This is a genomic window from Actibacterium pelagium, assembly GCF_002285415.1.
GTDB lineage: Bacteria > Pseudomonadota > Alphaproteobacteria > Rhodobacterales > Rhodobacteraceae > Actibacterium_B > Actibacterium_B pelagium.
Window position 1 is genome coordinate 1,537,857 of the sequence record NZ_NSBU01000007.1, and the last position, 26,300, is coordinate 1,564,156.

Sequence of the window (26,300 nt, forward strand, 5' to 3'; positions counted from 1 at the left end):
CCAAAGGCCCCCGCCCGCGTGTTTCAGAGGATGGCTTAGTTCAAAGCCTTGTCGGTGATCGCGTGGGTCCAAGCACCTTCGGGCTGCTTGGTGATCACCGGATCGGAGCCACCGGCCAGCAGCGAGTCCACCGTACGCTGGAAATCCGCCTCGAGCAGCGCGCCGTTCGAGCCTGCGGTCAGCTTGGCAACCTCACCCATCATGCGGATCTGGTGCTCTTCGGTCTGGGCGCCGGTTTCGTCGTATTCCAGAACGATCATCGCCGCTTCTTCGGGGTTCTCTTCAGCCCATTTCCAGCCCTGCATAGAGGCCTTAACGAAGCGGACCATCTTGTCTTCGAACGCCGGGTCAGACAGATTCTCTTCCAGAACGTACAGACCATCTTCCAGCGTCGCGACGCCCTGATCTTCATACTTGAAGGTCACCAGATCATCGGCGGTCAGGCCCGCGTCGATTACCTGCCAGTATTCGTTGTAGGTCATGGTCGACACACATGCCGCCTGCCCGTTCAGGATCGGGTCAACGTTGAAGCCCTGCTTCAGAACCTCAACACCTGCATCGCCGCCATCGGTCGACAGGCCAAGCTGCGACATCCAGCTGAGGAAGGGGAACTCGTTGCCGAAGAACCATACGCCCAGAGTCTTGCCGGCGAAGTCATCGGTGGTCGAAACGCCAGAGTCCTTGCGGCAGGTCAGCATCATGCCCGACGATTTGAACGGCTGTGCGATGTTGACCATCGGCAGGCCTTTTTCACGCGCGGCCAGAGCGGCAGGCATCCATTCGACGGTTACATCTGCACCGCCACCGGCCAGAACCTGCGTCGGCGCGATATCCGGGCCACCCGGCTTGATGGTCACGTTCAGGTCGGCATCGTTGTAATAGCCGTTTTCCAGCGCGACGTAGTAGCCTGCGAACTGGGCCTGCGTGACCCATTTCAGCTGCAGCGTCACATCGTCGGCTGCCAGAGCACCCCCGGCGCAAAGCGCCATCGCCGAAGCGGCGAGCGTAGTTGTAAATGTCTTCATGACTTTTCCTCTCTGTGGTTCAGTTTTTGCGTAAGGCTGTACTCAGCTTCTTCTTGAAGGGTGCCAGAAGGTCACCCTTAATTCCAACAATGCGACCAGCCCGTAAAAGGCAGAGCCCACAAGGGCCGAGACCGCGATTTCCGCCCAGACCAGATCAATGTCCAGACTGCCGACCCCGGTCGAAATCCGGAACCCCATGCCCCGCGTTGGCGAACCGAAATACTCGGCCACGATCGCACCAATCAGCGCCAGTGTGGTCGCAATTTTGAGTCCATTAAAGACAAAAGGCATCGCAGCGGGCAGTCGCAGCTTCAGAAGCGTCTGAAAATAGCCCGCAGCATAAGTGCGCATCAGGTCACGTTGCATCGCGTCGGTCTCGCGCAGGCCCTGAACCGTGTTCACCAGAATGGGGAAGAACACCATCACGACGACCACGGCGGCTTTGGACTGCCAGTCGAAACCAAACCAGTTCACCAGAATGGGGGCGATCCCCACGATCGGCAGGGCCGCAACAAAGTTCCCGATGGGCAGCAAGCCCCGTGTCAGGAAGGCAGACCGGTCGATCAGGATCGCCACGGCAAAGGCCGCCAAGGCACCGATGGCAAAGCCGCGCAAAGCGCCTTTGAACACGGTTTGAACCACGTCGACCCAAAGGATGTCGGTCGAACCGACAAAGGTCTTCGCGATCAGGCTTGGGGCCGGCAGGATCACCTGCGACACACCTAGGCCGCGTACCAGACCTTCCCACAGAACAAGCAGGGTCAGACCGAACAGAACCGGAATGAAGGTCCGAACCGCTAAGGTCGTAGACAGTCGGCTGTTGGCCAGACGCGTGTTCAGCGCCCATGCGGCAAGCCAGAAGAAGAGTGCTCCGATCAACCAGGTCATGCGCGGAACCCCATCTTGCGCAGCGTGACGCGCTGCATCGTGTCAACAAAGGTCACGAGAAGTCCGGCCAGAATGGCCGCAAGGAACAGCGCCGACCAAATGGCAAGTGGCGTTCCGAACTGATCGCCAATCAGGATACGCGCACCCAGACCGCTGATCGCTCCTGTCGGCAGCTCGCCAACAATCGTCCCCACAAGCGCCGCCGCGACACCGACCTTCAGCGAGGTGAAGAAATACGGCAGGCTGGCCGGCAGACGCAGCTTCCAGAAGCTTTGTGTCCCGCTGGCATTGTAGGTTTTCAGAAGGTCCAACTCTGCCGGCTTCGGAGAGTTCAGACCCTTCACCATACTGACCAGTACCGGGAAGTAGCACAAATAGGCAGAGATAATGGCCTTGGGCACTCCGCGCCCTTCGACCCCGACTTGGTTTGCGACCACGATGATCATCGGCGCCAGCGCCACAATCGGAATGGTCTGCGAGATGATCGCCCACGGCATCAGGCTCATGCTGGTCACGCGGCTATAGGTGATCGCCACCGCCCCCAGAATGCCAAGAGAGGTACCAAGCAAGAAGCCCCAAAGCGTCGATTGCAAGGTAATCCAGCTGTGGTAAATCAAAGACCGCTTGGACCACGTGCGCCCCTTCAGGACCATCGCGCCCGTGGTCTTCCAGATCTCTTGCCCCACCTGCGCAGGCGTTGGAAGGCGCGGCCGCTTCAGATCATAGCCCGCCGACACATGCGACGAGTTCTTCAGCATCAAGGTCCAGACAGAGACCTCTCTCCGCTGCACTGACCCTTCGGGTACGATGACCGCGCCACCACGTTCTGCAAGGTCAAGCGCCGGACGAATGTTCATTGGTGCGACGGCGGCCCACCAAAGGCCAACAAGCACCACCAATACGGTCAGGACGGGGATCGCGTTACGCATTTGCGTACCCTCCCCGGATGGAACGCGCCTTAATCATAGCTGTGCCCCGCGCGCAGACCTTCACGAACCCGGTGAGCGATTTCCAGAAATTCTGGCGTGTCGCGAATATCAAGAGGGCGCTCTTTGGGGAGCGGGCTTTCGATCACATCGGTCACACGGCCCGGGCGCGGTGACATGACCACGATCTTGGTCGACAGATAGACCGCCTCGGGAATGGAGTGGGTGACAAATCCGATGGTTTTGCCCGTGTCCGCCCAAAGCTTCAGCAACTGCTCGTTCAGGTGATCGCGCACGATCTCGTCCAGCGCGCCAAAGGGTTCGTCCATCAGCAGGATATCAGCGTCGAACGCCAGCGCCCGCGCGATAGAGGCACGCTGCTGCATCCCCCCTGAAAGCTGCCACGGGTATTTCTTCTCAAACCCGGCAAGATCGACCAATTCCAAAACGCGGCTGACACGCTCGGCCTGATCGGCCTTGCTGTAGCCCATGATTTCCAGCGGCAGTCGGATATTACCGCCGATGGTGCGCCACGGGTAAAGCCCCGCCGCCTGAAACACATAGCCATAGGCCCGAGCAAGGCGTGCCTCGCGGGGACTGACGCCGTTGACGGTAATCTCGCCGCCCGTTGGCTGTTCCAGGTCTGCCATGACCCGCAGAAAGGTGGTCTTGCCGCAGCCGGAAGGCCCGATAAAGCTGACAAAGTCACCCTTCTCGATGTCCAGATTTACGTCTGACAACGCATGTACAGGCCCGTCATTGGTCTGGAATGTCAGAGACAAATCCTTGGCAGAAACGATAGTGTTATTGGTCATATTTCGGTCTCGATAGGTCTTTCTGGCGGCCCCGGGTCACACACCGGTCGTGGGGATGCCACTGCGTTTAACCGGTTGCGGAGCGGTCAGCTCTTTCCACTGGCTCAGCGCCTTGTTCACAGTCGCATTTGGCGCACGTTCAACGAATTTACCGTGCCCTTCCTGCGTGCGGATCTCGCCGTCATGCACAGCGACATGCCCGCGGGTCAGGGTGAATCGCGGCAGGCCTTTGACCTTGTGCCCCTCAAACACGTTGTAGTCGATAGCAGATTGCTGGCTGGAGGCCGCGATGGTCTTTTCCTTCTCGGGGTCCCAAACCACAAGGTCGGCGTCGGCGCCAACCAGAACGGCACCTTTGCGCGGGTAGCAGTTCAAAATCTTGGCAATGTTGGTCGAGGTGACCGCGACGAACTCGTTCGGGGTCAGGCGCCCGGTGCCCACGCCGTGGGTCCACAGCATTGGCATCCGGTCTTCCAAGCCACCTGTTCCGTTCGGGATCTGCGAGAAATCTCCGATCCCAGTGCGCTTTTGTTCGGTTGTGAAGGCACAGTGATCGGTCGCAACGCAAGACAGGCTGCCCGACATCAGGCCGGACCACAGGCTGTCCTGATGCTGCTTGTTCCGGAACGGAGGCGACATTACGCGACGCGCTGCATGGTCCCAATCGGGGTTGAAATACTCGCTTTCGTCCAGCGTCAGGTGCTGGATCAGCGGCTCACCCCAGACGCGCTTGCCGTTCTGGCGTGCGCGGCGAATGGCTTCGTGCGCTTCTTCGCAAGACACGTGCACCACATACAGGGGCACGCCCGCCATATCGGCGATCATGATCGCGCGGTTCGTGGCCTCGCCCTCGACTTGGCTGGGGCGCGAATAGGCATGAGCTTCCGGACCGGTGTTGCCTTCGGCCAGTAGCTTGGCGGTCATCTCGGCCACCACATCGCCGTTTTCGGCGTGGACCAACGCAGTTGCGCCAAGCTCGGACAAACGGCGGAAGCTGGCGAACAGCTCATCGTCATTGACCATCAGCGCGCCCTTGTAGGCAAGGAAGTGCTTGAAGGTGTTGATACCTTTCTGCTGCACGATCTGCTGCATGTCGTTGAAGACCTGTTCGCCCCACCATGTCACGGCCATGTGGAAGGAATAGTCACAGTTCGCGCGGGTTGATTTGTTGTCCCATCGCTTGACCGCATCCAGCAGGCTTTCGCCTTGGTTCGGCAGGCAGAAGTCCACCACCATCGTGGTTCCCCCGGCCAGACCCGCCCGCGTGCCGCTTTCGAAATCGTCGCTAGAGTAGGTCCCCATAAACGGCATTTCCAAATGCACATGCGGGTCGATCCCGCCCGGCATCACATAGCAGCCAGTTGCGTCCAACTCTTCATCGCCGCTCAGGTTCTTGCCAATCTCGGTGATGACCCCGTTTTCGATAAGGACATCTGCCTCATAGCTCAGGTCGGCGGTGACAATAGTCCCGTTCTTGATGACTTTGCTCATTTTCACTCTCCCTGCCAAATGAAGCGGATTTGAACCCGCCTCTTTGGACTATAATTGTCTGCACCCGCTTGGGGCGCGGTCAGGTCATTCGACCACTTCTGCCGTCTCAAGCACCGCATGTAGCAGCACGTCCGTGCCTGCCTGCGCCCATTCCTTGCTGATCTCTTCCGCCTCGTTGTGGCTAAGCCCGTCAACGCAGGGGCACATGATCATCGCGGTTGGGGCGACGTCATTGATCCAACAGGCATCATGGCCCGCGCCCGAAACGATATTCATGTGGCTGTAGCCCATGGTTTCGGCCGCGTTGCGCACCGCGTTCACGCAGTTTTCGTCAAACGCGGGCGGATCGAAGGTGCCCACCATTTCCCAGCTCATCTCGACGCCGATATCGGCGCAAAGCTTCGGCGCGCGCTCGTCGAACTCGGCGATCATGGCGTCGATCACCTCTTGCAGGTGCGAACGGAAGTCGACCGTGCAAACGACCTTGCCGGGAATGATGTTGCGGCTGTTCGGGTAGACATCGATATGGCCAATCGCGCCAACCGCATTGGGTTGATGCTTCATCGCAATCTCGTGCACCAACTCGGTGATCAGGGCCAACCCACGGCCCGCGTTGATCCGCATCGACATCGGGGTCGACCCCGTGTGGCTTTCCTTGCCGGTGATGGTGACTTCCAGCCAGTTCAGCCCCTGACCATGGGTGACGACACCAATGTCCTTGCCCTCGGCCTCAAGGATCGGGCCTTGCTCAATGTGAAGCTCGAACATCGCGTGCATTTTGCGCGAACCAACGGGTTCCTCCCCGCGCCAACCGATCCGGTCCAGCTCGTCCCCAAAGCGTTTGCCTTCGGCGTCAGCGCGATCTTCGGCCCACTCCTGCGTGTGTTTGCCCGCAAAAACGCCCGATGCCAGCATCGCCGGGGCAAAACGCGTGCCCTCTTCGTTGGTCCAGTTGGTCAGGACAATCGGGTGCTTGGTCTTGATGTTCATGTCGTTCAGCGTGCGGATCGCTTCCAGCCCGCCAAGAACGCCCAAAACACCATCATACTTCCCACCGGTCGGCTGTGTATCAAGGTGAGAGCCCATATAGACCGGCAGCGCGTCCGGATCTTCGCCGGCACGCGTCGCAAACATATTGCCCATGGTATCCAGACCCATGGTCATCCCGGCCTCTTCGCACCACCGCTGAAACAGGGCGCGGCCCTCGGCATCTTCATCCGTCAGAGTTTGGCGGTTGTTCCCGCCAGCGATGCCCGGGCCAATCTTGGCCATCTCCATCAAAGAGTCCCAAAGACGATCAGGATCAATCCGCAAATTCTTGCCAAAAGACATCGATTTCCCCGCTTGTTGATTTCTTATTTGAAGTCAGCCTGAAAAACTTTGTCCGCTCGGTCAATAATTTTTTTTGACCGATCGTGCGGATTTTTGTTGGCATTGAACTATTCAGCGTCCATTTTATGAAGCCAAAACAAGATTGCACGAATTTTTGGCAGAGTATTGATGAACAAGCCGGAGCGCGGCCCTCAGGCCCGAAACAGAGAGGAAACACGCGAGCGTATCCTTGCTGCCGCGGAACGGGTCTTTGCGGAATACGGATTCGAAGGGGCTTCTCTCAGCCGGATCGCGGCCGAGGCCAATCTGCCCAAATCCAACATCGTCTATTACTTTGAGACCAAGAAGAAACTCTATCGTCTTGTGGTCGAGAATATCTTTAATGTCTGGCGCGAGGCTGCGGATGCGATCCAGCCGGACAATGATCCGGAACAGGCCTTGGGCGACTATATCGACACCAAGCTAGAGCTGGCGCGGCAACGCCCCTATGGCTCTAAGGTCTGGGCGAACGAGATCATCCAGCGCGCGCCGATTGTGCAGGATTATCTCGAAGGAGAGTTGCGCAGCTGGACCGATGATCGCATTCGGGTCATGAACCATTGGATCGCCGAAGGGCGAATCCGACCGATTAATCCGCGTAACCTTCTGTACGCCATTTGGGCGACCACACAGCATTACGCGGACTTCAAACACCAGATTCAGACGCTGAACGAAGACAAGGAATTGTCCGAAGCGCAGTGGCAAGACACCAAGCGCGCCGTGAAGGACATTCTGATCCAAGGTGTTGCCCTGCGGTCGGAATAAACCCAGTGCAGCTCCTTCAAAATATACTTTCTTAACAGTCAGTTGACCCAACCAGCCTTAATTAAAAAGGGCTTGGCAGGCCTTAGTCCTGCTGCCCCTTGAGGGCGAAACAATACATAAGCCTTAAACAAAATCTGGTTGGCAGAAACTGTGGTTTGCAATGCAATCCCTCCTGCGGCATTGTCCCGGCCATGGAATTTCTCGAGTTTGGGCATAACCCCTGGCTGGTCGCGATCTCGTTGATCGTTGCATTGATCGCAGGCGCGACAGGCTTGTCGCTAACAAAGGACCTGTCCAACAAGACACTGCCCCAGCGCAGACTGGCGGTAGCTTTGGCATCGGTCGCGTTGGGGGGCGGTATCTGGTCTATGCACTTTGTTGCAATGCTTGGGCTGCAACTGCCGATTCTGTTTTACTACGACGCCGCGATCACGCTTGTATCCGCGCTGATCGCGATTCTGATGGTGGCGCTGGCTCTGGTACTTCTGCATTTCACCGTGCGCACCAAGTCCGTGATTGTTCTGGCGGGGACGATTGTCGGCGCGGGAATTCTGGCGATGCACTATGTCGGTATGGCCGGCATGCAGCTGTGCCGTCCGGTCTATTCTGCCTTGGGAATTGTCGGCTCGTCTATTCTGGCGATCGCACTTTGTATCGTGGCCTTCTGGGTCGCCTATGGTGTGCGCTCTAACCGGACGATTATGGCTGGCACCGTCTTCTTTGGCGTCGCGGTCTTCGCGGTGCACTTTCTGGCGATGGCGGGGACTCAGTTCATTGCCTTGGACAATATCCGCGAATTCGGCCCCGTGATCAGCAATGAGGTCATGGCGATTGGCGTCATCCTGTCCAGCTTCGTGATCTTCGGCGCATTCCTTTGGGTGGGGACCACCTATCTGGTTCCGGCCGAAGACCTTGACCAAACCGCGCTGGCCTCCGAACCTCAACCCACGGCCAAGCCCGCACAGTCCGACCTGCGCATCCCGTGCGAGCGGGACGGCGGAAAAGTCTTCGTCGCGGCCAGTGACGTGGCTTTCGTGCGGGCCGACGGGCACTATACCCAAGTCTACACGATGACAGATCGCTACTTCTGCGTCTGGCCGATCACGCAGGCGGTGCAGCGGTTGATTCCAGCAGGATTCCTGAAAGTTCATCGCAGCTATATCGTGAACCCGAACAAGGTTGCCCGGTTTGAGCGCAGCAAGGACAAGGGCCAGTGCAATTTCGGCGTCGAAGGCCTTCCACCGGTTCCGGTCAGCCGCTCTCACCTGAAGGAAGCGGGCGCCGCCTTCGGCTAGACGCCCGCGCAATTCGTGCGACCTAAGGCGCATTTCGTGCAAATCAGTCGATATTCAAGGGAATCTTGAAGCCCTCCTTCGTGCGGGCGTTAAACCTCTCTGCAGCGAGAAGAAATTGCACAAGGGAGGAGAGGCAATGATTCCAGCGGCCTTTGAATACTATCGTCCAAAGGACATGGCGGGGGTTCTATCCGTATTGGTGGAACATGGTGATGATGCGCGCGTTTTGGCGGGCGGACACAGCCTTATACCGATGATGAAACTGCGTATGGCCGAGGTGCCACACCTGATCGATCTGCAAGACGTCGAAGGACTGCGTGGCATTTCGGTCGATGGCAACACCGTCCGTATCGGCGCGATGACCACGCAGAACGAGATCATCAATGATGACCAACTGGTCGCAGCGGCACCAATCATGCGCGAAGCTGCCCTGCAGATTGCAGACCCACAGGTCCGTTACATGGGCACAGTTGGTGGTAATGTCGCCAACGGGGACCCGGGCAACGACATGCCTGGCCTGATGCAGTGCCTTGATGCGACGTTCCATCTGGTCGGTCCCGATGGCGAACGCGAGGTCGCAGCACGCGACTTCTATGAAGCGGCCTATATGACGGATCGCGACGACGATGAGGTCCTGACTGCGGTCTCGTTCTCGTCGACCGTTGGCGGCTACGCCTATGAAAAGCAGAAGCGGAAGATCGGTGACTATGCCACCGCGGCTGCCGCTGTGCTTTTGGTGAAAGACGGGGACACCTGTACCTCTGCTTCGATCGCCATGACGAACCTGAGCGATACGCCGATCTATTCAGAAGCAGCCGGTGCTGCGCTGGTCGGCACATCCCTGGATGACGCGGCCGTCTCGGCTGCGATCGACGCCATGCTGGGCGACATCGACCCGACGCAAGACAACCGGGGTCCGATCGAATTCAAACGCCACGCGGCCTCGACCATCCTGCGCCGCGCGATCACCAATGCTTGGTCGCGGACCTGAGGGAGAACACAATGTCTAACAAGAAAGTTTTCAAACTTACCGTCAACGGCGAAGAACAGGAGTTTCTCGCAGAACCGCGTGAACTGCTGATCCACACCCTGCGCGAGCGTCTTGGCAAGACCGGCCCTCACATCGGGTGCGAAACCTCGCACTGCGGGGCCTGCACGGTCACTCTGAACGGCAAATCCGTGAAGTCCTGCACCGTGTTCGTGGCTCAGGCCGATGGCGCCGAGATCACCACGATCGAGGGCCTTGGAAACCCGGACAACCTGCATGTTCTGCAAGAGTCCTTCAAAGAGCATCACGGTCTTCAGTGCGGCTTTTGTACGCCGGGCATGATCACCCGTGCCTCTAAGCTGCTAGAAGAGAACCCCAACCCAACAGAGCAGGAAGTACGCTTTGGTATGGCTGGGAACATCTGCCGCTGCACCGGCTACCAGAACATCGTGAAATCCATCCTCGCCGCTGCGGCCGAGATGAATGCTGCAAAGGAGGCCGCAGAATGAACAAGGAACTTTCCCGCGAGGAACGCACCGACGCATTGGGCGGCATGGGCTGTAAGCGCAAGCGCGTAGAAGATGCCCGTTTCACCCAAGGCAAGGGCAACTATGTCGATGACATCAAGTTGCCGGGCATGCTGCACGGCGATTTCGTGCGCTCGCCCTATGCCCACGCGCGTGTTGTGTCGATCAACACCGACGCGGCCATGGCTCTGGATGGCGTGATCGCCGTTCTGACCGCCGCTGATCTGGCCCCGCTTGGATTGCACTGGATGCCCACGCTGGCAGGCGACAAGCAAATGGTCTTGGCTGACGGCAAAGTGCTGTTCCAAGGCCAAGAGGTCGCCTTTGTCGTCGCCAAAGACCGCTACATCGCAGCCGACGCGGTGGAACTGGTCGAGGTCGAGTACGAAGAACTGCCGGTTCTGACCGATCCGTTCGCCGCGCTGGAATCCGATGTGGTTCTGCGCGAAGATCTGGACCCGACCGCTGATGGCGCGCATGGCCCTCGCAAGCACCACAACCACATCTTCACTTGGGAAGTTGGCGAGAAAGACGCTACCGAACAGGTGCTGGATGAGGCCGACGTGGTCGCCGAAGAGATGGTCTATTACCACCGCACCCATCCCTGCCCGCTGGAAACCTGCGGCTGTGTGGCGTCGATGGACAAGGTCAACGGCAAGCTGACCCTGCACGGCACCTTCCAGGCACCGCACGCAATCCGGACCGTTGTCAGCCTGATCTCGGGGATTGAAGAGCACAACATCCGTGTGATCTCGCCCGATATCGGTGGTGGCTTCGGCAACAAGGTTGGCGCTTATCCGGGTTATGTCTGCTCGGTCGTCGCCTCGATTGTCACCGGGGTTCCGGTGAAATGGGTCGAGGATCGGATGGAAAACCTGATGACCACCGCCTTCGCCCGCGACTATTGGATGAAGGGCAAGATCAGCGCCACGAAAGAGGGCAAGATCACCGGCCTGTGGTGCCACACCACGGCGGACCACGGTGGCTTTGACGCCTGTGCTGACCCGACCAAATTCCCGGCGGGCTTCATGAACATCTGCACCGGCTCTTATGACATCCCGACTGCCTATCTGGCGGTGGATGGTGTCTACACCAACAAGGCGCCGGGTGGCGTGTCCTACCGTTGCTCGTTCCGGGTAACCGAGGCCGCGTATTTCATCGAGCGCATGATCGAGGTTCTGGCGATCGAGTTGAACATGGACGCGGCAGAGCTGCGCCGGATCAACTTCATCCGCAAAGACCAGTTCCCGTATCAGTCTGCATTGGGCTGGGAATATGACTCGGGCGACTACCATACCGCTTGGGACAAGGCCCTGAAGGCCGTGGACTATGACGGTCTGCGCGCCGAGCAGGCACAGCGGGTCGAGGACTTCAAAGCTGGCAAGACACGCAAGCTGATGGGGATCGGTCTGACGCATTTCACCGAAATCGTCGGCGCGGGCCCGGTCAAGAACTGCGATATTCTTGGCCTTGGCATGTTCGACAGCTGTGAAATCCGCATCCACCCGACCGGCTCTGCCATCGCGCGGCTTGGTACGATCTCTCAGGGTCAGGGTCACGCGACAACCTTCGCACAGATCCTTGCCACCGAGATTGGCCTGCCAGCCGACAGCATCACGATCGAGGAAGGCGACACTGACACCGCCCCTTACGGTCTGGGCACCTATGGCTCGCGCTCGACCCCGGTCGCCGGGGCGGCAACCGCCATGGCAGGTCGCAAAATCCGCGCCAAGGCGCAGATGATCGCGGCTTACCTGCTAGAGGTCCACGACGACGACGTCGAATTCGACGTGGATCGTTTTGTGGTCAAAGGCGCGCCTGAGAAGTTCAAGACGATGAAGGAAATCGCCTTCGCCGCCTACAATCAGGCAATCCCCGGCATCGAGCCCGGTCTGGAAGCGGTCAGCTACTATGATCCGCCCAACATGACCTACCCGTTCGGGGCCTATATCTGCGTCATGGATATCGACGTTGACACGGGCGAAACCGACATCCGCCGCTTCTATGCGCTGGATGACTGCGGAACCCGGATCAACCCGATGATCATCGAGGGTCAGGTTCACGGTGGTCTGACAGAGGCACTTGCCGTCGCCTTGGGTCAGGAAATCGCCTATGATGACATGGGCAACGTGAAGACCGGGACGTTGATGGACTTCTTCCTACCAACCGCGTGGGAAGTTCCAAATTACGAGACCGACCACACGGTCACCCCAAGCCCGCATCATCCGATCGGGGCCAAGGGTGTCGGCGAAAGCCCCCATGTTGGCGGTGTTCCGTGCTTCTCGAATGCGGTGAACGACGCGTTCCGCGCCTTTGGCCTGCGTCACACGCATATGCCCCACGATCACTGGCGGATCTGGAAGACCGCCAACGATCTGGGCCTGCACGGCTGATCACGCGGCGCGCGCAGGAGGTTTCCTGCGCGCGCCACGACTAACCCGAGGCACCAATGACCTGGAACGAATTACAAACGGATCTGGCGGCCCAGAACTATGTCGCCCCGGACGACCTTGCCGTTGCGCTGCATCTGGCATTGTCGCTAGAGCGCCCTTTGCTGCTGGAAGGGGCTGCTGGCGTCGGTAAAACCGAAGTCGCGCGCGTTCTGGCAGCGGCCCGCGACACCAAGCTGATCCGCCTTCAATGCTATGAAGGGCTGGACGCCGCTCAGGCGATCTATGAATGGAACTACCAGCGGCAATTGCTGGCGATCCGCGCCGCGTCCGAGGCTGGCGAGACCGGCAAAGCGGTCGAAGACCGTATCTTTTCTCGCGATTACCTGCTGGAACGCCCTCTACTGGCCGCGATCACACAATCGAAGCCCCCTGTCCTGCTGATCGACGAGATCGACCGGGCGGATGAAGAGTTCGAGGCCTTCCTTCTGGAAATCCTTGCAGACTATCAGATCACCATTCCCGAACTGGGCACGATCTCTGCCACCACGAAACCCATCGTGATCCTGACCTCGAACGGAACGCGCGACTTGTCAGACGCCCTGCGCCGGCGCTGCCTGTTTGCCTATGTCGACTACCCCGACCGCGAGACCGAACTGGCGATCCTGAACGCGCGTTGCGCCGGGATCGAAAGCACATTGGCCGCGCAGATCATCGGATTTGTCCAAAACCTACGTAAAGAAGAGCTGGAAAAAGTTCCCGGTATTGCCGAAACGCTTGATTTCGCAGCAGCCATCATGGGGCTGGGAATTGCCGATCTGACCGCTGATCCCGCGGCCCTGCAAGCCACGCTTACCACCCTTCTGAAAACTCAAAGCGACCGCGCTCATATCACGACCGAAGTAGCCCAGCGCATCGCGGGGAAGGCTGCATGACACGCGTCACCCGTTTCGCTGGCAGAGACCCCGGAGCCACCGCACGCATGGCCGGTTTTCTGTCCCACTTGCGCGAAAACGGGTGGCGCCTTGGGGTGCAAGAGACCGACGCGGCCCTGACCTCGCTGACCTTTGTCGAGGCCGCGAAACCAGAAGAGGCGCGACGCGCGCTCAAGGCCGTTTGCACCGGCTGCAAGGACGAAGCGCTGCGGTTTGATGCGCTTTTCGACAGCTATTGGATGGATGCCGGACGGGTTCGGCAGAAAGTGATCCCCAAACTCTCGGCTCCTCAAATAGGGGACGACAGCGTTCACTCTTCCCGCGATGCGATGGGACAGGATGGCAGCGGCGCTGGTCAGTCCACTGCGCCAGATGGCGGTCAGGGAGAGGCCGAAAGCGACGGCGAAGGTAAACTGATCGCGACCGAGGTCCGCAATCTGTCTCGTCGCGACCTGCGCGATCTGGTCCGCCCCGAAGAGATTGCCGAAGCCGAACAGGTCGCACGCCGCTTGGGTCAGGCCCTTCGGGATCGGCGCTCTCGCCGCCGGATCGCGGCGCGCTCTGGGGACCGGCTGCACTTTCGCAAAACCATTCGCAAAAGCCTGGCCACCGGGGGAGAGCCGATCCGGCTTGTGCAAAAGAAACGCCCCGATCGCAGTCGCAAGATCGTCGCCCTGTGTGACGTGTCCGGATCCATGAGCGTCTACGCGCAGGTCTTTCTGGCCTTTCTGGCCGGACTGATGCGCGGCGATCCGACTGCAGACGCCTACCTGTTTCACACCCGCCTTGTCCGCATCACCGAGGCGCTGCGCGACAAGGACGCGATGCGCGCGATAGGCCGGATGTCTTTGATGGCCGACGGGTTTGGCGGCGGATCCAAAATCGGGGAAAGCCTTGAACGCTTTGCCGATACATATGCGAAACGCTTCGTCGATGGGCGCTCGGTCGTTATGATCCTGTCGGATGGCTATGACACCTCGTCGCCGGAAACGCTGGACAAGGCGATGGCCAAACTGCGCAAACGCGGCTGCCGGATCATCTGGCTGAACCCGCTGAAGGGCTGGCGCGACTATGCGCCGGTTGCCGCAGGCATGGCCGCCGCCCTGCCCCATCTTGACCGGTTTGCAGCCGCAAATACGCTGGACGACCTTGCCGCGCTGGAGAAAGAGTTGGTCACACTATGACACCTGCTGAACTCATGCCCCCCGATCTGGCCGAAACGGCGCAGACCCTGCGCGACAGGGAAGAGCCCTTCGCCTTTGCCACCATCGTGCGCACCGCCGGAACGACTGCCGCCAAGCCCGGCGCCAAGGCGATCATCGGGGCCGATGGGAACTTCCTTCGCGGATTTCTGGGCGGCGGCTGCACCCGCGGTGCCGTCAAACGGGCCGCCCTCCTGGCCATCGAAAGCGGTGCGCCGCAGCTGATATCCGTCGCGCCGGAAGAGTTGCTGAGCGAACTCGGCGTCAGCCCGGGAACAGTGGTCGATGGCGTCACCTATTCGCGAAACGGATGCCCGTCGCGCGGAACGGTCGACATCTTTATCGAACCCTGCCTGCCCATGCCGCAGCTTGTCGTTCTGGGCCAATCCCCGGTGGCAGAGGCGCTGGCCCAACTGGCCCCGCAGTTCCATTGGTCGGTGGACCGCAGCGTCGATCCCGCCGCGTTGACAGCCAAGATGCGCGCCGTCGTCGTCGCGACCCAAGGCGCAGGCGATCTGGATGCGCTGCAGTCGGCCATGAAGACCGATACCTCTTATATCGCCTTCGTCGGCAGCCAGAAGAAATTCGCGGCCCTGTCGCAAAAACTCTCTGCGGCTGGGGCCTCTGACGAACAAATCGCTAAGGTCTCGGCCCCCGCTGGCCTGAACATCGGCGCCGTGACCCCCGAAGAAATTGCCCTTTCGATCCTGGGCGAGCTGATCCAGCTTCGCCGTCAAAAGATCGAACGCGGTACCGACACACCCCCAGAAGAAAGGACATCGTGATGCGCAAGCTTCTCACACGTCTGAAACGGCGCTACGGGCTGTCGTCCGAGCAGGCCGAAATTCTGGCCACAATCAAGTTTCCCTGTTGCTGAATATCGAAAGGAAGAGCCATGGAATTGGCAGATGAAATCCGGATCAACGCGCCCAAAGACGTTGTCTATGCGGCCCTGAACGACCCAGAGGTGCTGAAACAGTGCATCCCCGGATGCGAAGAGTTGATCAAGCATTCCGACACCCAGCTGGAAGCAAAAGTCGTGCTGAAGGTCGGCCCAGTCAAAGCAAAGTTCAGCGGCGACGTTGAACTGAACACCGAAGGCGCCCCGGACGCGTTTTCGCTGTCGGGCCAAGGCAACGGCGGTGCGGCTGGACACGCAAAAGGCGGCGCAGACGTTACCCTGACCGCTGATGGTGACGAAACCATCTTGCGCTACGAGGCGAAAGCCGTAATCGGCGGGAAACTTGCCCAGCTTGGCAGCCGCTTGATCCAAAGCACGGCCAAGAAACTGGCCGCGAAGTTCTTCAAGTCCTTCGCAACCGTGGTCTCTGAAGAAAGCGTCTCCTGACGCGCGACCGCCAATCTTACCCCATTAAGATCTGTCACGATGGCGCGCCCCGTTCGCGCCATCGTTTGTTTTTGTCGAACCTCTTTTGATATTCCGACCAGGGCGAAACCGGTACCTTCGCCACAGGCAACGCGTGATTTTGTCGACAAATCAAGCTCATATAGTAAGAAGGTAAGGAAGAGGAGTGCACGCTGGGTGGAAATCGTTCTTACAGTCGAGATGATGGTCGTCCTAGCCATACTGGGCGTCACGGTTCTGATGTTCATAACCGAGATCTTCCGAATAGATTTCTCTGCCCTCCTGATCATGATCGCACTTGGCGTTCTTTCGCAGGTGCCGGGTCTGGAAAATCTGGCCGACCCAACGCGTCTTTTCGAAGGTTTCAGCTCTAATGCGGTGATTTCCATCATCGCAGTGATGATCATTGGCGCCGGGTTGGATCGCACCGGTCTGATGAGTCAGGTCGCTGCGGTCATCCTGAAATACGGTGGCAAAACCGAAGCGCGGATCATACCCATCATCTCAGGTACAGTCGGCGTGATCTCCAGCTTCATGCAGAATGTCGGGGCCGCGGCCCTGTTTTTGCCCGTGGTCAGCCGCATCTCGACACGCACGGAATTGCCGCTCAGCCGCCTGCTGATGCCGATGGGTTTCTGCGCAATTCTGGGGGGCACCATAACCTTGGTGGGGTCCTCGCCCCTGATCCTGTTGAACGACCTGCTGATCACTTCGAACCAAATGTTGCCCGCAAGCGAGAAGATGCAGCCGTTTTCGCTGTTCTCGGTGACCCCGGTTGGGCTGAGCCTTGTTGCCACTGGTATTCTCTACTTCATGCTACTGGGGCGTTGGGTCCTGCCTGATCGCGGCACAAAGGATGAAGGCAGCAGCGGCCAGTCCGTTCGCGAATACCTCAAGAAGATCTATGGCTTGAAATCCGATCTGGTCGAGGTCGTGGTCCCCGAAGGCTCGCTTCTGCGGGGCCAGACTTTTGCCGATATCATGTTGGCCCATAACCTTTACATTGTTGGGTCCTACCATCGTGGCCAACGCTGGTTCACACCCCTCTTGTCCACCAAGGTCGAGGATCCCTGTCGGCTGGCCATCATGGGTCGACGGAAGGTGATCGAAGATATCGCCTTCGCCTATGGGCTTGAGGTCCTGCCAGAGCTCGACATCTTTGCCGAGGCCTATGCCCCAACCGTTGCCGGTGTTGCCGAAGTGGTTATTCCGCCCGACAGCGACCTGATCGGAAAATCTGCCCGCGATGTCTTGATGCGCAAGACCTACGGCCTTGGACTGCTGGCCATTCACCGCGGCGGCGAGACGTTAAGCCTTGTCGAGACCGAAGAACACGAGGCCACAAACATCAGCGCCGAGCCCCTTCGCGCTGGCGACACGCTTGTCGCCTTCACCGCATGGGACAGCTTGGCACGGCTGACCCGGGATCGCGACTTTGTGGTGGTGACCAGTGACTTCCCGATGGAAGAAATGCGCCCGAACAAAGTGCTTTGGGCGCTTTTGTTCTTCGCCCTGTCCGTTTCCCTGATCCTATTCACCGATCTCCGCCTGTCGCTTGCGCTTTTGGTCGGCGCGGGCGGCATGATCGCGACCAATGTTCTGCGCATCGACGAAGCCTATGAGGCGGTCAGCTGGCCAACGGTTTTCCTCCTGGCCAGCCTGATCCCGCTTGGACAGGCGGTTCAGAACACCGGAACGGCGGGATGGATCGCGCAAGAGATCCTCAACTTGCTGGATGGCTGGCCGATTTGGGGACTGCAAGCAGGCGTGGCGGTTCTGGCGACGGCCTTCACACTTGTGATGTCGAATGTTGGTGCCACGGTTCTTCTGGTGCCCTTGGCGGTGTCCATCGCCGTGGCCGCAGGCGGCGACCCGGCGGTCTTTGCGCTGACAGTGGCAATCTCCACCTCGAATTCCTTCCTGATACCGACGCATCAGGTGAATGCCCTTATCATGGGCCCAGCGGGCTATAAGGTGACGGATTTCGTCAAGAGCGGCGGCATCATGACCGTGCTGTTCCTGGTCGTTTCACTGACCATGATGAACATCGTTTTCTAAGCCCAGCGCCGCCAGAACCGCTGCTGCGCTTTGCAAATATGCGGTCTTCTTCTCCTCCGCCATTTTGTCCCACGTCCGATAGACCTGACCAAGCCGAGCGTTCCCGCGCAGCTTGTCCTCGTTGCGGACAAGAAAATCCCAATAAAGCGGGTTGAACGGGCACGCGTCTGGCCCTGTCTTCTGCTTGACGTCATAACGACAGCCTCCACAGTGATCCGACATCTTGTTGATGTAGTTCCCGCTAGCCGCATAGGGTTTAGACCCAAGCAACCCGCCATCCGCAAATTGGCTCATACCGATCACATTCGGCGCCTCGACCCACTCATAGGCATCCGCATAGACCGCAAGATACCATTCATGCACCTCATGCGGATCGACGCCAGCTAGCATCGCGAAGTTGCCCGTGACCATCAGGCGTTGGATATGATGGGCGTATGCTTCATCCCGGGTCTGCCCGATCGCGGCGGCCATGCAGGCCATATCCGTGTCGGCGGTCCAGTAGAACTCTGGCAGTGGACGGTCCGCGCCAAAGAAGTTCTCTGACGTGTAACCGGGCATCTTCAGCCAATAGATCCCGCGCACGAACTCGCGCCAGCCGATGATCTGGCGAATGTATCCTTCGACAGCATTCAACGGCGCATGGCCGTCATAATACGCCCGCTCGACCCGGCGACAGACCTCAAGAGGGCGCAGCAGCCCACAATTGATGTATTGGGCAAGGACCGAATGATAAAGGAAGCACTCCCCCTCTAACATCGCGTCCTGAAAGTCGCCGAACTGGGGCAAGGCGGTGCTGACGAAATGCTCCAAAGCCTCCAGCGCGCCCGCCCGCGTGACCGCGTACCAGAACGGGGTCAACTTGCCGAAATTGGTGCCAAAGCGGGTTTCCACCAAGTCCAGCACCTCTTGTGTGATCTCATCAGGTGCGGTGCGTTGCGGGCGCGGCATGAACAAGTCACTTTTGGCAGGCTTCCGGTTTTCAGCATCGAAATTCCATTTCCCGCCTTCCGGCTTGTTCCCCGCCATCAACAACCCGGTTTTCCGGCGCATCTCGCGGTAAAAATACTCCATCCGCAATTGCTTTCGGTCACTGGCCCAAGCTTGAAACTCTTCATGACTGGCAAGGAAGCGGTCATCGTCCAGCATCGTCAGCGAATAACCGGCGCCGACCGCCAAGCTTTGGAAGGCTGCCTTCAGGCGGTATTCCCCGGGCTCGGTCACGATGGCCCGCCCGGCCGAGCAATCCCTGCATGCGCGGTCGAGCTCCCCAACAAGTGAGCCAGAGTTCTGCGGATCATCCAGCCTGACATAACGAACCTTCCACCCCGCCGCTTCAAGCTGCTGCGCAAAGTGGCGCATCGCGGAAAACAGAAAGGCGATTTTCTTCTTGTGATGGGGCACATAGCTGGCCTCATCCGCGACCTCTGCCATCAGGATCAGGTCGGATGTCTTGTTCGCCTGCCGAAGTGAGCTCATGTCCAATGACAGTTGGTCTGCCAAAAGCAGAATGACCTTGGGGGTATGTGGTGCCGCTGAAATATCCATCAGTGGACAAGTAGCTGTCGCCAAAACGAATTCTAGGTGTCCCTGCCAGGAATTGCGGCTCTGGCTTGATGCCAGCCAGACAGCTTTGATGTTGTTTACTGGGCAGAAAACGAGAACGTAAAGGCCAACGACCTAGATCGTCCGACCTAAGAAATAGTCTTATTTACGATTTAAGAGAGAAATGGCGCGCCCAACAAGTGCCATTATTAGTTCCAAACTATTCCCATACCCCGCTCGAGCGATGAAGTGTGCGATGGGCAAGCGCTACCACCACTCTAACCCGCGTGACCTGCAAACCCGCAGACTGCAATCCAAGCGCGGAATTGCCGGGCCTAGCGCCCGCGTGATTGCTGAGCTTTTCTAAGGAGCCAAGCGAAATGGGTAAACTCTACCGGCATGGAAAAAGGGGGCTGAGCGTCATGTCCAGCTTCCCGAATGGCACAAGCATCTGAAGAATGGGTAACGATGAACATAGCCCGACGGCGCTCTATGTCGAAGTCAAGCGTCGCTATAAAGGTGGGAACAATGGCCAAATGTTTCTAAGCCACCGGGAAGCGGCAGTTTTACTTAACGTCGGGAGGTACACGGTTGGTCATGCGGATTCGGGCCCCTGTTCTCACTTGAGCCAGCGTCGTCTGACTAGTCCATTGCCAATTTCAGTCGGGCCACTCTCATAAGTTACGTGGGTGGGTTTGCTGCATCGACGGTCGTTTGGAAAATTCTGCAAACCAGCGCTGCAGTTTGGGGTGACTTTCGCGCCACTGATATTTGGGTATGCGGAATTCAAGATAAGATAATGCACACGCAGTGGCGATCAGCGCAGCGTCGACACCGCCGAACTCTGTTGCTTCGCGCTCCATTTGCTCCAACGAACTGCCAATCTTGTCCATCTGCCCTTGCAGCCATTCAGACCAGACGAGGTTCGGCGGCCGACTTGCTGTTTCGTACCGAATAAGAAGCGCCGCGTCTATTAGCCCCTCAGCAAGCGCCTCACGGCGTAGAACAGTCCAGAGGTCCGGTTCGTTAGGATAAAGTTTCGGCCCTTTATGTTGTGTGTCCAGCCAGCGGGTAATTACACGGCTGTCGTAAAGCGCGGACCCGTCCTCCAGAATGGCTGTGGGCACCTTGCCGGTCGGATTAAAGGAAACAATCGACTGATCTCGGTTGACAGGGCTTGGGGCGCAGGACAGCACTTCGATCGTTTGTCCGGTCTCCAGTGCGGCGACCATGACTTTCCGACCATAGGGCGAAGCGGGCGTGTGAAAAAGCTTCATTCAGGGCTCCTGAAAGTCTCAATCCGGAATGTAGCCGACGGGGCCGAACATGGGGCTTCAAGGGGCAATTTTTTGTTTCGGTTCATGAGTCACAACTATTGTCAACGTGTATCTAATTCGATTCGTCTGGGCATCCCGTAAAAGGGCAGCGAAACGATAAAAGCCGTGAACGAGTTTCGAATAGGGCAAAGTTAAAAATAGAGCCAACACGGTGCCAAGATGGACCGCCAGTAGCAGGCCAACTGCGCCTTTTCCGGTTGCGGCATAAAGAACCAGCCCCGCTAACCCTGCCAAGCCGAAGATCAGCACGAAAGCCATTTCTCCCCCTCTGACCCGGGCATTGCCCAGATATTTCTCGGCCCGGGTCTTGAGATAGGCAAGGGCGCCCGCGCCGAAGGTCAACAGAATTCCTCCCGGGACGCCGAGCAGCTTTGGCAACGAGACGAAATCGTAAGGCGCCTGCAGGTTGAACTGATAGTGCATGACAGTCCCCGATACCGTCGACATGAAACACAGGACGAAGCCCAAAAAAACCGCTTGGTGGGCATAGCGCCTTGCACCCGGCTTCCGCAGCCTCGATTGCGGCGCAAAGCGCCGCATTGCCACCGCCAACGACGGTGACGTCCCAAGTCGTTCGATCAAGTTTACACATCGGGTCACAGTGGTTGGTTGTTCAGTCCTGCCATGATGTTTCCGTTACACCATGCCGCCATTCGGCTGAACGATTTGGCCATGCACCCAAGAGGCGCGATCGGAAACCAAAAAGCGCACCACCTCGGCAACTTCCTCCGGCTGGCCGACCCGGTTGAACGGGCTGATCGCCGCAGACCGCTGGATCGCCGCCTCGTCCTTGCCAGAACGGAACAGATCGGTGTCTACAGGACCCGGTGCCACGCCATTGACGCGGATGCCGCGCGGGGCAAGTTCCTTCGACATTGAGCGCAGAAGGCATTCCACTGCCCCCTTGGTCGCTGAATAAGGACCAACTCCGGGGATGGCTACCCGCACCATCGAAGTGGTCAACCCGATGATCGTGCCGCCATCAGCCACCCGCGCTGCCGCTTCGTGCAACACATTGAAGGCACCGACGATATTGACCTCCACCAGATCGCGGAACCGCTCGAGAGGGAAATCCGCTATGGGTGCCGGCGGCACGTTGATGCCGGCATTGGCCACCACACAGGACACCTCTCCCGCTTTGTCGAACACTGCCGCTACCTGCGCGGGTTCGCGGATATCTGCCTGCACCGCGGTGACGCCCTCGGGCAGGTCCGACGGGGCACTACGGGTATAGGTCAGGGTCACGGCATAGCCGTCTTCGGAAAGTGCTTTCACGATGGCGGCGCCGATCCCGCGCGAGCCGCCGAAGACGATGGCTGATTTACTGGTCATGTCATTTTCCTTCTTATTCCATTGGTTGCATCACAGGTCCCGCTCAGGCGGTGAAGGTGATGATCCTGTCCTCAGTCATCTCATGCACCGCGTAATACGGTCCCTCGCGCCCGAACCCGCTATCCTTGGACCCACCATAGGGCATCAGGTCGACGCGCGAACTGGAGGTTTCGTTGATATGCACGCCACCCACTTCCAGTTTGCGCGCGAAACCAAAGGCGCGGTCCAGGCTGTTGGTGAACACGCCGGTTGCCAGCCCGAAGGGAGTAGAATTGACCCGTTCGATGGCTTCTTCCTCTGTTTCAAAGGGCTGCAGGCAGAGCACCGGGCCAAAGATTTCCTCGCTGCATACCTTCATCTCGGGCGTCACGTTGGTCAGCAGCGTCGGCGGCACCACCGCGCCTTCGCGCGGGCCGCCGACCAGCCGGGCCGCGCCCATTGCGATGGCCTCATCGATCCAGTCCGCAACCCGCTTGGCTTCATCTTCGTTGATCAGCGGGCCGGTATAGGTGTCGGGATTGGCGGGATCACCATAGGGCACCGCACGCACCCGCTCGGCCAACTTTTCCGCGGCTTCGTCGAAGCGCGACGCATGGATCAGCGCCATCTGCACCGAGGTGCAAACCTGCCCCGCCTTGCGATAGGACGCGCCGACGATCTTGGGCAGCGCGAGATTAAAATCTGCATCGTCGCAAACCACCGTGAATGCGATCGATCCCAGCTCCATCTGGGTGCGACGCAACCCTGCGGCCTGCTGGATCTTGCGCCCCACGCCGGTCGACCCGGTGAAAGCGATAAACCGCACCCGTTCGTCTTCGATTGCCGCCTGTGCAATCGCGCCGCCTCCCAAAAGGACCGACAGGAAGCCCGCGGGCATACCCGCCTCGATCAGGATCTCGGCCAGCTTGACGGTGGTCATAGGCGTGGCGCTGGACGGCTTGGCAATCACAGCGTTTCCAGCGGCGAAAGCCGGGGCAAGCTTGTGCGCCACAGTGTTGAGCGGTGAATTGAACGGGGTGATGGCCAGAACCACACCCAGGGGAACGCGCATGGTAAAGGCCACCCGCCCGTCCTGTCCCGGCGCACCTGAAAGCGGCACCACCTCGCCGCGCAGACGGCGGGCTTCTTCCGCCGACAGTTTCATCGTCTGAATACAGCGCGATACTTCGCCGTGCGCATCGTTCGCTGTGAAACCAGATTCCGCCTGCACAACCCTTGCGACCTCTTCGGCCTTTTCCTCGATGATCCGCGCCGCGCGGTCGAGGATCGCGCCGCGTTCATAGGGAGACGGAGCGCCTGCTTTGAACGCCGCATGCGCGGCGTCGATCATCGCTGCGACCTGTTGCGGGGTGGCGCCGCGCGCCTCGGCAATGGGTTCCAGCCGGAATTTATCGAGAACGACGGATTTCCCCCCCTCGCCTTCGATCCATCTCCCCCCAGATAGCAAGGTGAGACCATTCTGCAAGAGCCCCTTCGTAGTCATCGCCTGTACATCCATCGCAAAACAATCCTTCTCTTTTTCAGAGCCACAGAATTTCTTTTCGGTAGTCAAGGTCATGCAGCAGGTCTGCCGCCTCTCCTTCATGGAACACGGCACCGTGTTCCATCGCGTAGATCCTGTCGGAAAGCGCCAGCACGAGATCGAGGTTGTGTTCCACTATCAGCACCGGCACTTCGGACCTGAGCTTGTCGAGAACTCGAAATAGGTCCTCGATCACCGCGGGTGCCAGCCCTTCGAAGGGTTCGTCCAGCAGCAGCAGTTTCACATCCGCCGAAAGCGCGCGGGCAATGGCCAGCATCTGCTGTTCGCCGCCCGATAGGAAATCGGCATGGCTGGTGATCCGTTCCTTCAGACGCGGGAAGAACTCGAAAATCCGTTCCTCGGTCCAATAGGTACCACCCTGCCCCGTCGGACGGGCCAGACGGCCCAGTTCGAGGTTGTCGCGCACGGTCATGCCGGAAAAAAGCCCGCGCCCCTGCGGCACGTAACCGATCCCGGCCCGCGCAATATCGGGCGCTGACATGCCGACCAATTCGACACCGTCGAACTGCGCCGACCCGTCGCGCGGCGTAACAAGGCCCGAGATCGATTTCATAAAGGTCGATTTTCCGGCCCCGTTGCGGCCCAGAAGCGCCACGATTTCACCTTCTCGGATTTCCAGCGCCGCACCGTTCAGGATGTGGCTCTTACCGTAATAGGTGTGCAGGTTTTCGACCTTAAGAACGGTTTTACCATCACCCTCCGCCTTGGCGCGGCGACCTTCCACCGCCGGGGTGCCAGTACCCGTATAGATTTCCTGAACCTTCTGGTCATTGCGGATTGTTTCCGGTTTGCCCTCCAGCAGGACCGCGCCATCGTTCATCACGGTGACCGTGTCCGAGAAGCCGAGGATCCGGTCGATGTCGTGTTCGACGATCAGCACCGGGACATGTTCGGCCACCGACTTGATTAGGTTCGACACCCGTTCGCGTTCCGCCGCCGCCAGACCGGCCAGCGGTTCGTCCAACAGCAGCATCTTGGGACCCGTGGCCAATGCGATGCCCAGATCGACCAGACGTTGGCCACCATAGGACAGGTCTGCGCCGAGCGTCGCTTCGATCCCTTCCAGCCCGAGGAACCGAATTAGCTCGGCGGTTTCGGAATTGATATCGTCAAAACTGTCGATATCCCGCCAGAAATTATACCGAGAACCGTGCTTGGCCTGAACTGACAGGCGCAGGTTTTCTTCGATCGAAATTCCGTCGAAGACGCTGGTGATCTGGAATGACCGTGCCAGTCCCGACTGGGCGATCTGGGCGGGGGACAGCGACTGAATTTCTTCGCCCATCAGTTTAACTGTCCCGCCGCTCGGGGTGTACTTGCCCGAAATCAGGTTGAAGAAGGTGGTTTTGCCTGCGCCGTTCGGACCGATCAGCGCGTGGATTTCGCCACGCGACACTTTCAGGTCCGCGTCGCGCACCGCCTGGATGCCGCCGAAATTCTTCGACACGCTGGTGGCTTCCAGCACGGTGCCGATATCCAGAGCTTCAGGGCGCAGACGTTCGGGCAGTTCCAGACCTTCATAGATCTTGCGGTTGGACATCGCCGCGCCTTCTTCGGGCGGCGGGTTCAGCTTGCGGCGAATCTTGTCAACAATGCCGATGATGCCGCCGGGCAGGTACATAACGAAGGCGACAAAGATCAGCCCGAACCAGAATAGCCAGTCCGACGTCATCCCCGACAGAACTTCGCGGAACAGCACGAAGAACAGAACGCCCACAGCCGGACCGAGGATCGACCCATGCATGCCGCCGATGACCACCATGGCCAGAATTTCACCGGAAAATTCAATCGCCGTGCTTTCTGCGGTCACGATGTAGTGTTGGAACCCGGCAAGGATACCGCCTAGGCCGGTGACCATCGCCGACAGGGTGAAGACGCCCAGTTTGTAGCGGTTGACGTCATAGCCCTGGAATTCGGCGCGTTCTTGGTTTTCGCGGATCGCCACCAAAACGTGGCCAAAGGGGGACCGCACAACGCGGACGAGGAAGTACAAAACCCCCATTCCGATGGCCGCGACGAAATAGTAGTAGGTCAGGTTGTTGGACAGATCGATCGGCAGCAAGGTCGACCGGTCGAACCCGCCCAGCCCGTCTTCGCCGCCCGTGACGGCCGTCCAGCGGAAAGCGATGGAGAAGGTCAGCGCCGACAAGGCCAGCGTCATCAGCGCGAAATAGACCCCCCGCCGGCGCAGCATCAGCGCACCGATGCAGAAGGCCAGCACGCCCACGAGGATCACGCCGAACAGGATCGGCAGGATGATCTGCCCGTGGAAGATATGTTTCTGCGACAGCGCTGCGGCATAGGCCGCAATGCCAAACCAGGCCGCGTGGCCGAAGGACACAAGGCCCGTGTAGCCGATCATCAAGTTAAGACCGAGAGCAGCCAGCATCAGGACGACGATCTGGGTCGCGGTCGACGCGGTCTGGCCGAAAAGCGGCATTATGAAGGGCAGCGCCAGCAAAAAAAGACCCGAGGTCAGCAGGATTTGAAGCTTGTTTTTCATC

At 59.1% G+C, this 26,300-nt stretch carries 22 protein-coding genes; 10 read left to right on the forward strand and 12 right to left on the reverse strand.

The features are described from left to right. Positions 1-35: 35 nt before the first annotated feature. From CLM58_RS16460 to CLM58_RS16485, 6 genes are all read right to left on the reverse strand, one after another. Entirely contained in the window at positions 36-1,025 is a 990-nt protein-coding gene (locus CLM58_RS16460) for an ABC transporter substrate-binding protein (RefSeq protein WP_095596941.1), read from the reverse strand. Between the two features lie 42 nt (positions 1,026-1,067). Then, a complete protein-coding gene (locus CLM58_RS16465; RefSeq protein ID WP_095596942.1) occupies positions 1,068-1,913 on the reverse strand; it encodes an ABC transporter permease in 846 nt (281 codons plus the stop codon). After that, on the reverse strand, positions 1,910-2,842 hold the full coding sequence (locus CLM58_RS16470; RefSeq protein WP_095596943.1) for an ABC transporter permease: 933 nt from the start codon (positions 2,840-2,842) through the stop codon (positions 1,910-1,912). Before CLM58_RS16470 ends, CLM58_RS16465 begins: the two co-directional genes overlap by 4 nt. Before the next feature lie 29 nt (positions 2,843-2,871). Beyond that, entirely contained in the window at positions 2,872-3,654 is a 783-nt protein-coding gene (locus CLM58_RS16475) for an ABC transporter ATP-binding protein (protein ID WP_095596944.1), read from the reverse strand. Between the two features lie 36 nt (positions 3,655-3,690). Further along, the gene (gene hydA, locus CLM58_RS16480; protein WP_095596945.1) at positions 3,691-5,145 is read right to left on the reverse strand and encodes a dihydropyrimidinase; all 1,455 of its coding nucleotides are present in this window, start codon (positions 5,143-5,145) and stop codon (positions 3,691-3,693) included. A gap of 84 nt (positions 5,146-5,229) precedes the next feature. Continuing rightward, the gene (locus CLM58_RS16485) at positions 5,230-6,477 is read right to left on the reverse strand and encodes a Zn-dependent hydrolase (protein ID WP_095596946.1); all 1,248 of its coding nucleotides are present in this window, start codon (positions 6,475-6,477) and stop codon (positions 5,230-5,232) included. 168 nt (positions 6,478-6,645) lie between these two features. On the opposite strand from CLM58_RS16485, the gene CLM58_RS16490 reads away from it, so the two are divergent. The 10 genes from CLM58_RS16490 to CLM58_RS16535 all read left to right on the forward strand — a co-directional run bounded on the left by CLM58_RS16490 (position 6,646) and on the right by CLM58_RS16535 (position 18,042). Then, positions 6,646-7,281 carry a TetR family transcriptional regulator C-terminal domain-containing protein gene (locus CLM58_RS16490; RefSeq protein WP_095596947.1) on the forward strand — a complete coding sequence of 212 codons (636 nt, stop codon included), beginning with the start codon at positions 6,646-6,648 and terminating at the stop codon, positions 7,279-7,281. A 191-nt stretch (positions 7,282-7,472) separates the two neighbouring features. Further along, positions 7,473-8,576 carry an MHYT domain-containing protein gene (locus tag CLM58_RS16495; RefSeq protein ID WP_095596948.1) on the forward strand — a complete coding sequence of 368 codons (1,104 nt, stop codon included), beginning with the start codon at positions 7,473-7,475 and terminating at the stop codon, positions 8,574-8,576. 136 nt (positions 8,577-8,712) lie between these two features. Continuing rightward, positions 8,713-9,567, forward strand: a complete 855-nt coding sequence (locus CLM58_RS16500) for an FAD binding domain-containing protein (protein ID WP_095596949.1) — start codon at positions 8,713-8,715, stop codon at positions 9,565-9,567. An 11-nt stretch (positions 9,568-9,578) separates the two neighbouring features. Continuing rightward, positions 9,579-10,073: a (2Fe-2S)-binding protein gene (locus CLM58_RS16505; protein ID WP_095596950.1), complete on the forward strand. Its 495-nt coding sequence runs from the start codon at positions 9,579-9,581 to the stop codon at positions 10,071-10,073. Next, a complete protein-coding gene (locus tag CLM58_RS16510) occupies positions 10,070-12,484 on the forward strand; it encodes an aerobic carbon-monoxide dehydrogenase large subunit (protein WP_095596951.1) in 2,415 nt (804 codons plus the stop codon). Before CLM58_RS16505 ends, CLM58_RS16510 begins: the two co-directional genes overlap by 4 nt. A gap of 56 nt (positions 12,485-12,540) precedes the next feature. Beyond that, positions 12,541-13,416 (forward strand): AAA family ATPase, encoded by an 876-nt coding sequence (locus CLM58_RS16515; RefSeq protein WP_095596952.1) that lies wholly within the window; start codon positions 12,541-12,543, stop codon positions 13,414-13,416. Next, on the forward strand, positions 13,413-14,600 hold the full coding sequence (locus CLM58_RS16520; protein WP_095596953.1) for a vWA domain-containing protein: 1,188 nt from the start codon (positions 13,413-13,415) through the stop codon (positions 14,598-14,600). Before CLM58_RS16515 ends, CLM58_RS16520 begins: the two co-directional genes overlap by 4 nt. After that, positions 14,597-15,403, forward strand: a complete 807-nt coding sequence (locus tag CLM58_RS16525) for an XdhC family protein (RefSeq protein WP_095596954.1) — start codon at positions 14,597-14,599, stop codon at positions 15,401-15,403. Before CLM58_RS16520 ends, CLM58_RS16525 begins: the two co-directional genes overlap by 4 nt. Before the next feature lie 110 nt (positions 15,404-15,513). After that, complete coding sequence (locus tag CLM58_RS16530; protein WP_095596955.1) at positions 15,514-15,966, forward strand: CoxG family protein; 453 nt, start codon at positions 15,514-15,516, stop codon at positions 15,964-15,966. A 219-nt stretch (positions 15,967-16,185) separates the two neighbouring features. Continuing rightward, on the forward strand, positions 16,186-18,042 hold the full coding sequence (locus tag CLM58_RS16535) for an SLC13 family permease (protein ID WP_095596956.1): 1,857 nt from the start codon (positions 16,186-16,188) through the stop codon (positions 18,040-18,042). Here CLM58_RS16535 and CLM58_RS16540 read toward each other — a convergent pair. From CLM58_RS16540 to CLM58_RS16565, 6 genes are all read right to left on the reverse strand, one after another. Continuing rightward, complete coding sequence (locus CLM58_RS16540; protein ID WP_095596957.1) at positions 18,013-19,587, reverse strand: cryptochrome/photolyase family protein; 1,575 nt, start codon at positions 19,585-19,587, stop codon at positions 18,013-18,015. The two genes, CLM58_RS16535 and CLM58_RS16540, sit on opposite strands and share 30 nt — an antisense overlap. A gap of 671 nt (positions 19,588-20,258) precedes the next feature. Next, positions 20,259-20,861, reverse strand: a complete 603-nt coding sequence (locus CLM58_RS16545) for a glutathione S-transferase (RefSeq protein ID WP_095596958.1) — start codon at positions 20,859-20,861, stop codon at positions 20,259-20,261. Between the two features lie 57 nt (positions 20,862-20,918). Beyond that, positions 20,919-21,503, reverse strand: coding sequence for a hypothetical protein (locus CLM58_RS16550; RefSeq protein ID WP_158221938.1), 585 nt, complete (start codon positions 21,501-21,503; stop codon positions 20,919-20,921). Positions 21,504-21,557: 54 nt separating this feature from the next. Further along, complete coding sequence (locus tag CLM58_RS16555) at positions 21,558-22,253, reverse strand: SDR family oxidoreductase (RefSeq protein WP_095596960.1); 696 nt, start codon at positions 22,251-22,253, stop codon at positions 21,558-21,560. Between the two features lie 43 nt (positions 22,254-22,296). After that, the gene (locus tag CLM58_RS16560) at positions 22,297-23,811 is read right to left on the reverse strand and encodes an aldehyde dehydrogenase family protein (protein WP_198950969.1); all 1,515 of its coding nucleotides are present in this window, start codon (positions 23,809-23,811) and stop codon (positions 22,297-22,299) included. Then, positions 23,774-26,299, reverse strand: a complete 2,526-nt coding sequence (locus tag CLM58_RS16565) for a branched-chain amino acid ABC transporter ATP-binding protein/permease (protein ID WP_095596961.1) — start codon at positions 26,297-26,299, stop codon at positions 23,774-23,776. Before CLM58_RS16565 ends, CLM58_RS16560 begins: the two co-directional genes overlap by 38 nt. Position 26,300: the final 1 nt, after the last annotated feature.

What these genes read in the sequence shown, in the direction of transcription:
- CLM58_RS16460 (WP_095596941.1), bottom strand. Translation starts at nt 1,025, where the DNA reads ATGAAGACATTTACAACTACGCTCGCCGCTTCGGCGATGGCGCTTTGC.
- CLM58_RS16465 (WP_095596942.1), bottom strand. Translation starts at nt 1,913, where the DNA reads ATGACCTGGTTGATCGGAGCACTCTTCTTCTGGCTTGCCGCATGGGCG.
- CLM58_RS16470 (WP_095596943.1), bottom strand. Translation starts at nt 2,842, where the DNA reads ATGCGTAACGCGATCCCCGTCCTGACCGTATTGGTGGTGCTTGTTGGC.
- CLM58_RS16475 (WP_095596944.1), bottom strand. Translation starts at nt 3,654, where the DNA reads ATGACCAATAACACTATCGTTTCTGCCAAGGATTTGTCTCTGACATTC.
- hydA (WP_095596945.1), bottom strand. Translation starts at nt 5,145, where the DNA reads ATGAGCAAAGTCATCAAGAACGGGACTATTGTCACCGCCGACCTGAGC.
- CLM58_RS16485 (WP_095596946.1), bottom strand. Translation starts at nt 6,477, where the DNA reads ATGTCTTTTGGCAAGAATTTGCGGATTGATCCTGATCGTCTTTGGGAC.
- CLM58_RS16490 (WP_095596947.1), top strand. Translation starts at nt 6,646, where the DNA reads ATGAACAAGCCGGAGCGCGGCCCTCAGGCCCGAAACAGAGAGGAAACA.
- CLM58_RS16495 (WP_095596948.1), top strand. Translation starts at nt 7,473, where the DNA reads ATGGAATTTCTCGAGTTTGGGCATAACCCCTGGCTGGTCGCGATCTCG.
- CLM58_RS16500 (WP_095596949.1), top strand. Translation starts at nt 8,713, where the DNA reads ATGATTCCAGCGGCCTTTGAATACTATCGTCCAAAGGACATGGCGGGG.
- CLM58_RS16505 (WP_095596950.1), top strand. Translation starts at nt 9,579, where the DNA reads ATGTCTAACAAGAAAGTTTTCAAACTTACCGTCAACGGCGAAGAACAG.
- CLM58_RS16510 (WP_095596951.1), top strand. Translation starts at nt 10,070, where the DNA reads ATGAACAAGGAACTTTCCCGCGAGGAACGCACCGACGCATTGGGCGGC.
- CLM58_RS16515 (WP_095596952.1), top strand. Translation starts at nt 12,541, where the DNA reads ATGACCTGGAACGAATTACAAACGGATCTGGCGGCCCAGAACTATGTC.
- CLM58_RS16520 (WP_095596953.1), top strand. Translation starts at nt 13,413, where the DNA reads ATGACACGCGTCACCCGTTTCGCTGGCAGAGACCCCGGAGCCACCGCA.
- CLM58_RS16525 (WP_095596954.1), top strand. Translation starts at nt 14,597, where the DNA reads ATGACACCTGCTGAACTCATGCCCCCCGATCTGGCCGAAACGGCGCAG.
- CLM58_RS16530 (WP_095596955.1), top strand. Translation starts at nt 15,514, where the DNA reads ATGGAATTGGCAGATGAAATCCGGATCAACGCGCCCAAAGACGTTGTC.
- CLM58_RS16535 (WP_095596956.1), top strand. Translation starts at nt 16,186, where the DNA reads ATGATGGTCGTCCTAGCCATACTGGGCGTCACGGTTCTGATGTTCATA.
- CLM58_RS16540 (WP_095596957.1), bottom strand. Translation starts at nt 19,587, where the DNA reads ATGGATATTTCAGCGGCACCACATACCCCCAAGGTCATTCTGCTTTTG.
- CLM58_RS16545 (WP_095596958.1), bottom strand. Translation starts at nt 20,861, where the DNA reads ATGAAGCTTTTTCACACGCCCGCTTCGCCCTATGGTCGGAAAGTCATG.
- CLM58_RS16555 (WP_095596960.1), bottom strand. Translation starts at nt 22,253, where the DNA reads ATGACCAGTAAATCAGCCATCGTCTTCGGCGGCTCGCGCGGGATCGGC.
- CLM58_RS16560 (WP_198950969.1), bottom strand. Translation starts at nt 23,811, where the DNA reads ATGACCTTGACTACCGAAAAGAAATTCTGTGGCTCTGAAAAAGAGAAG.
- CLM58_RS16565 (WP_095596961.1), bottom strand. Translation starts at nt 26,299, where the DNA reads ATGAAAAACAAGCTTCAAATCCTGCTGACCTCGGGTCTTTTTTTGCTG.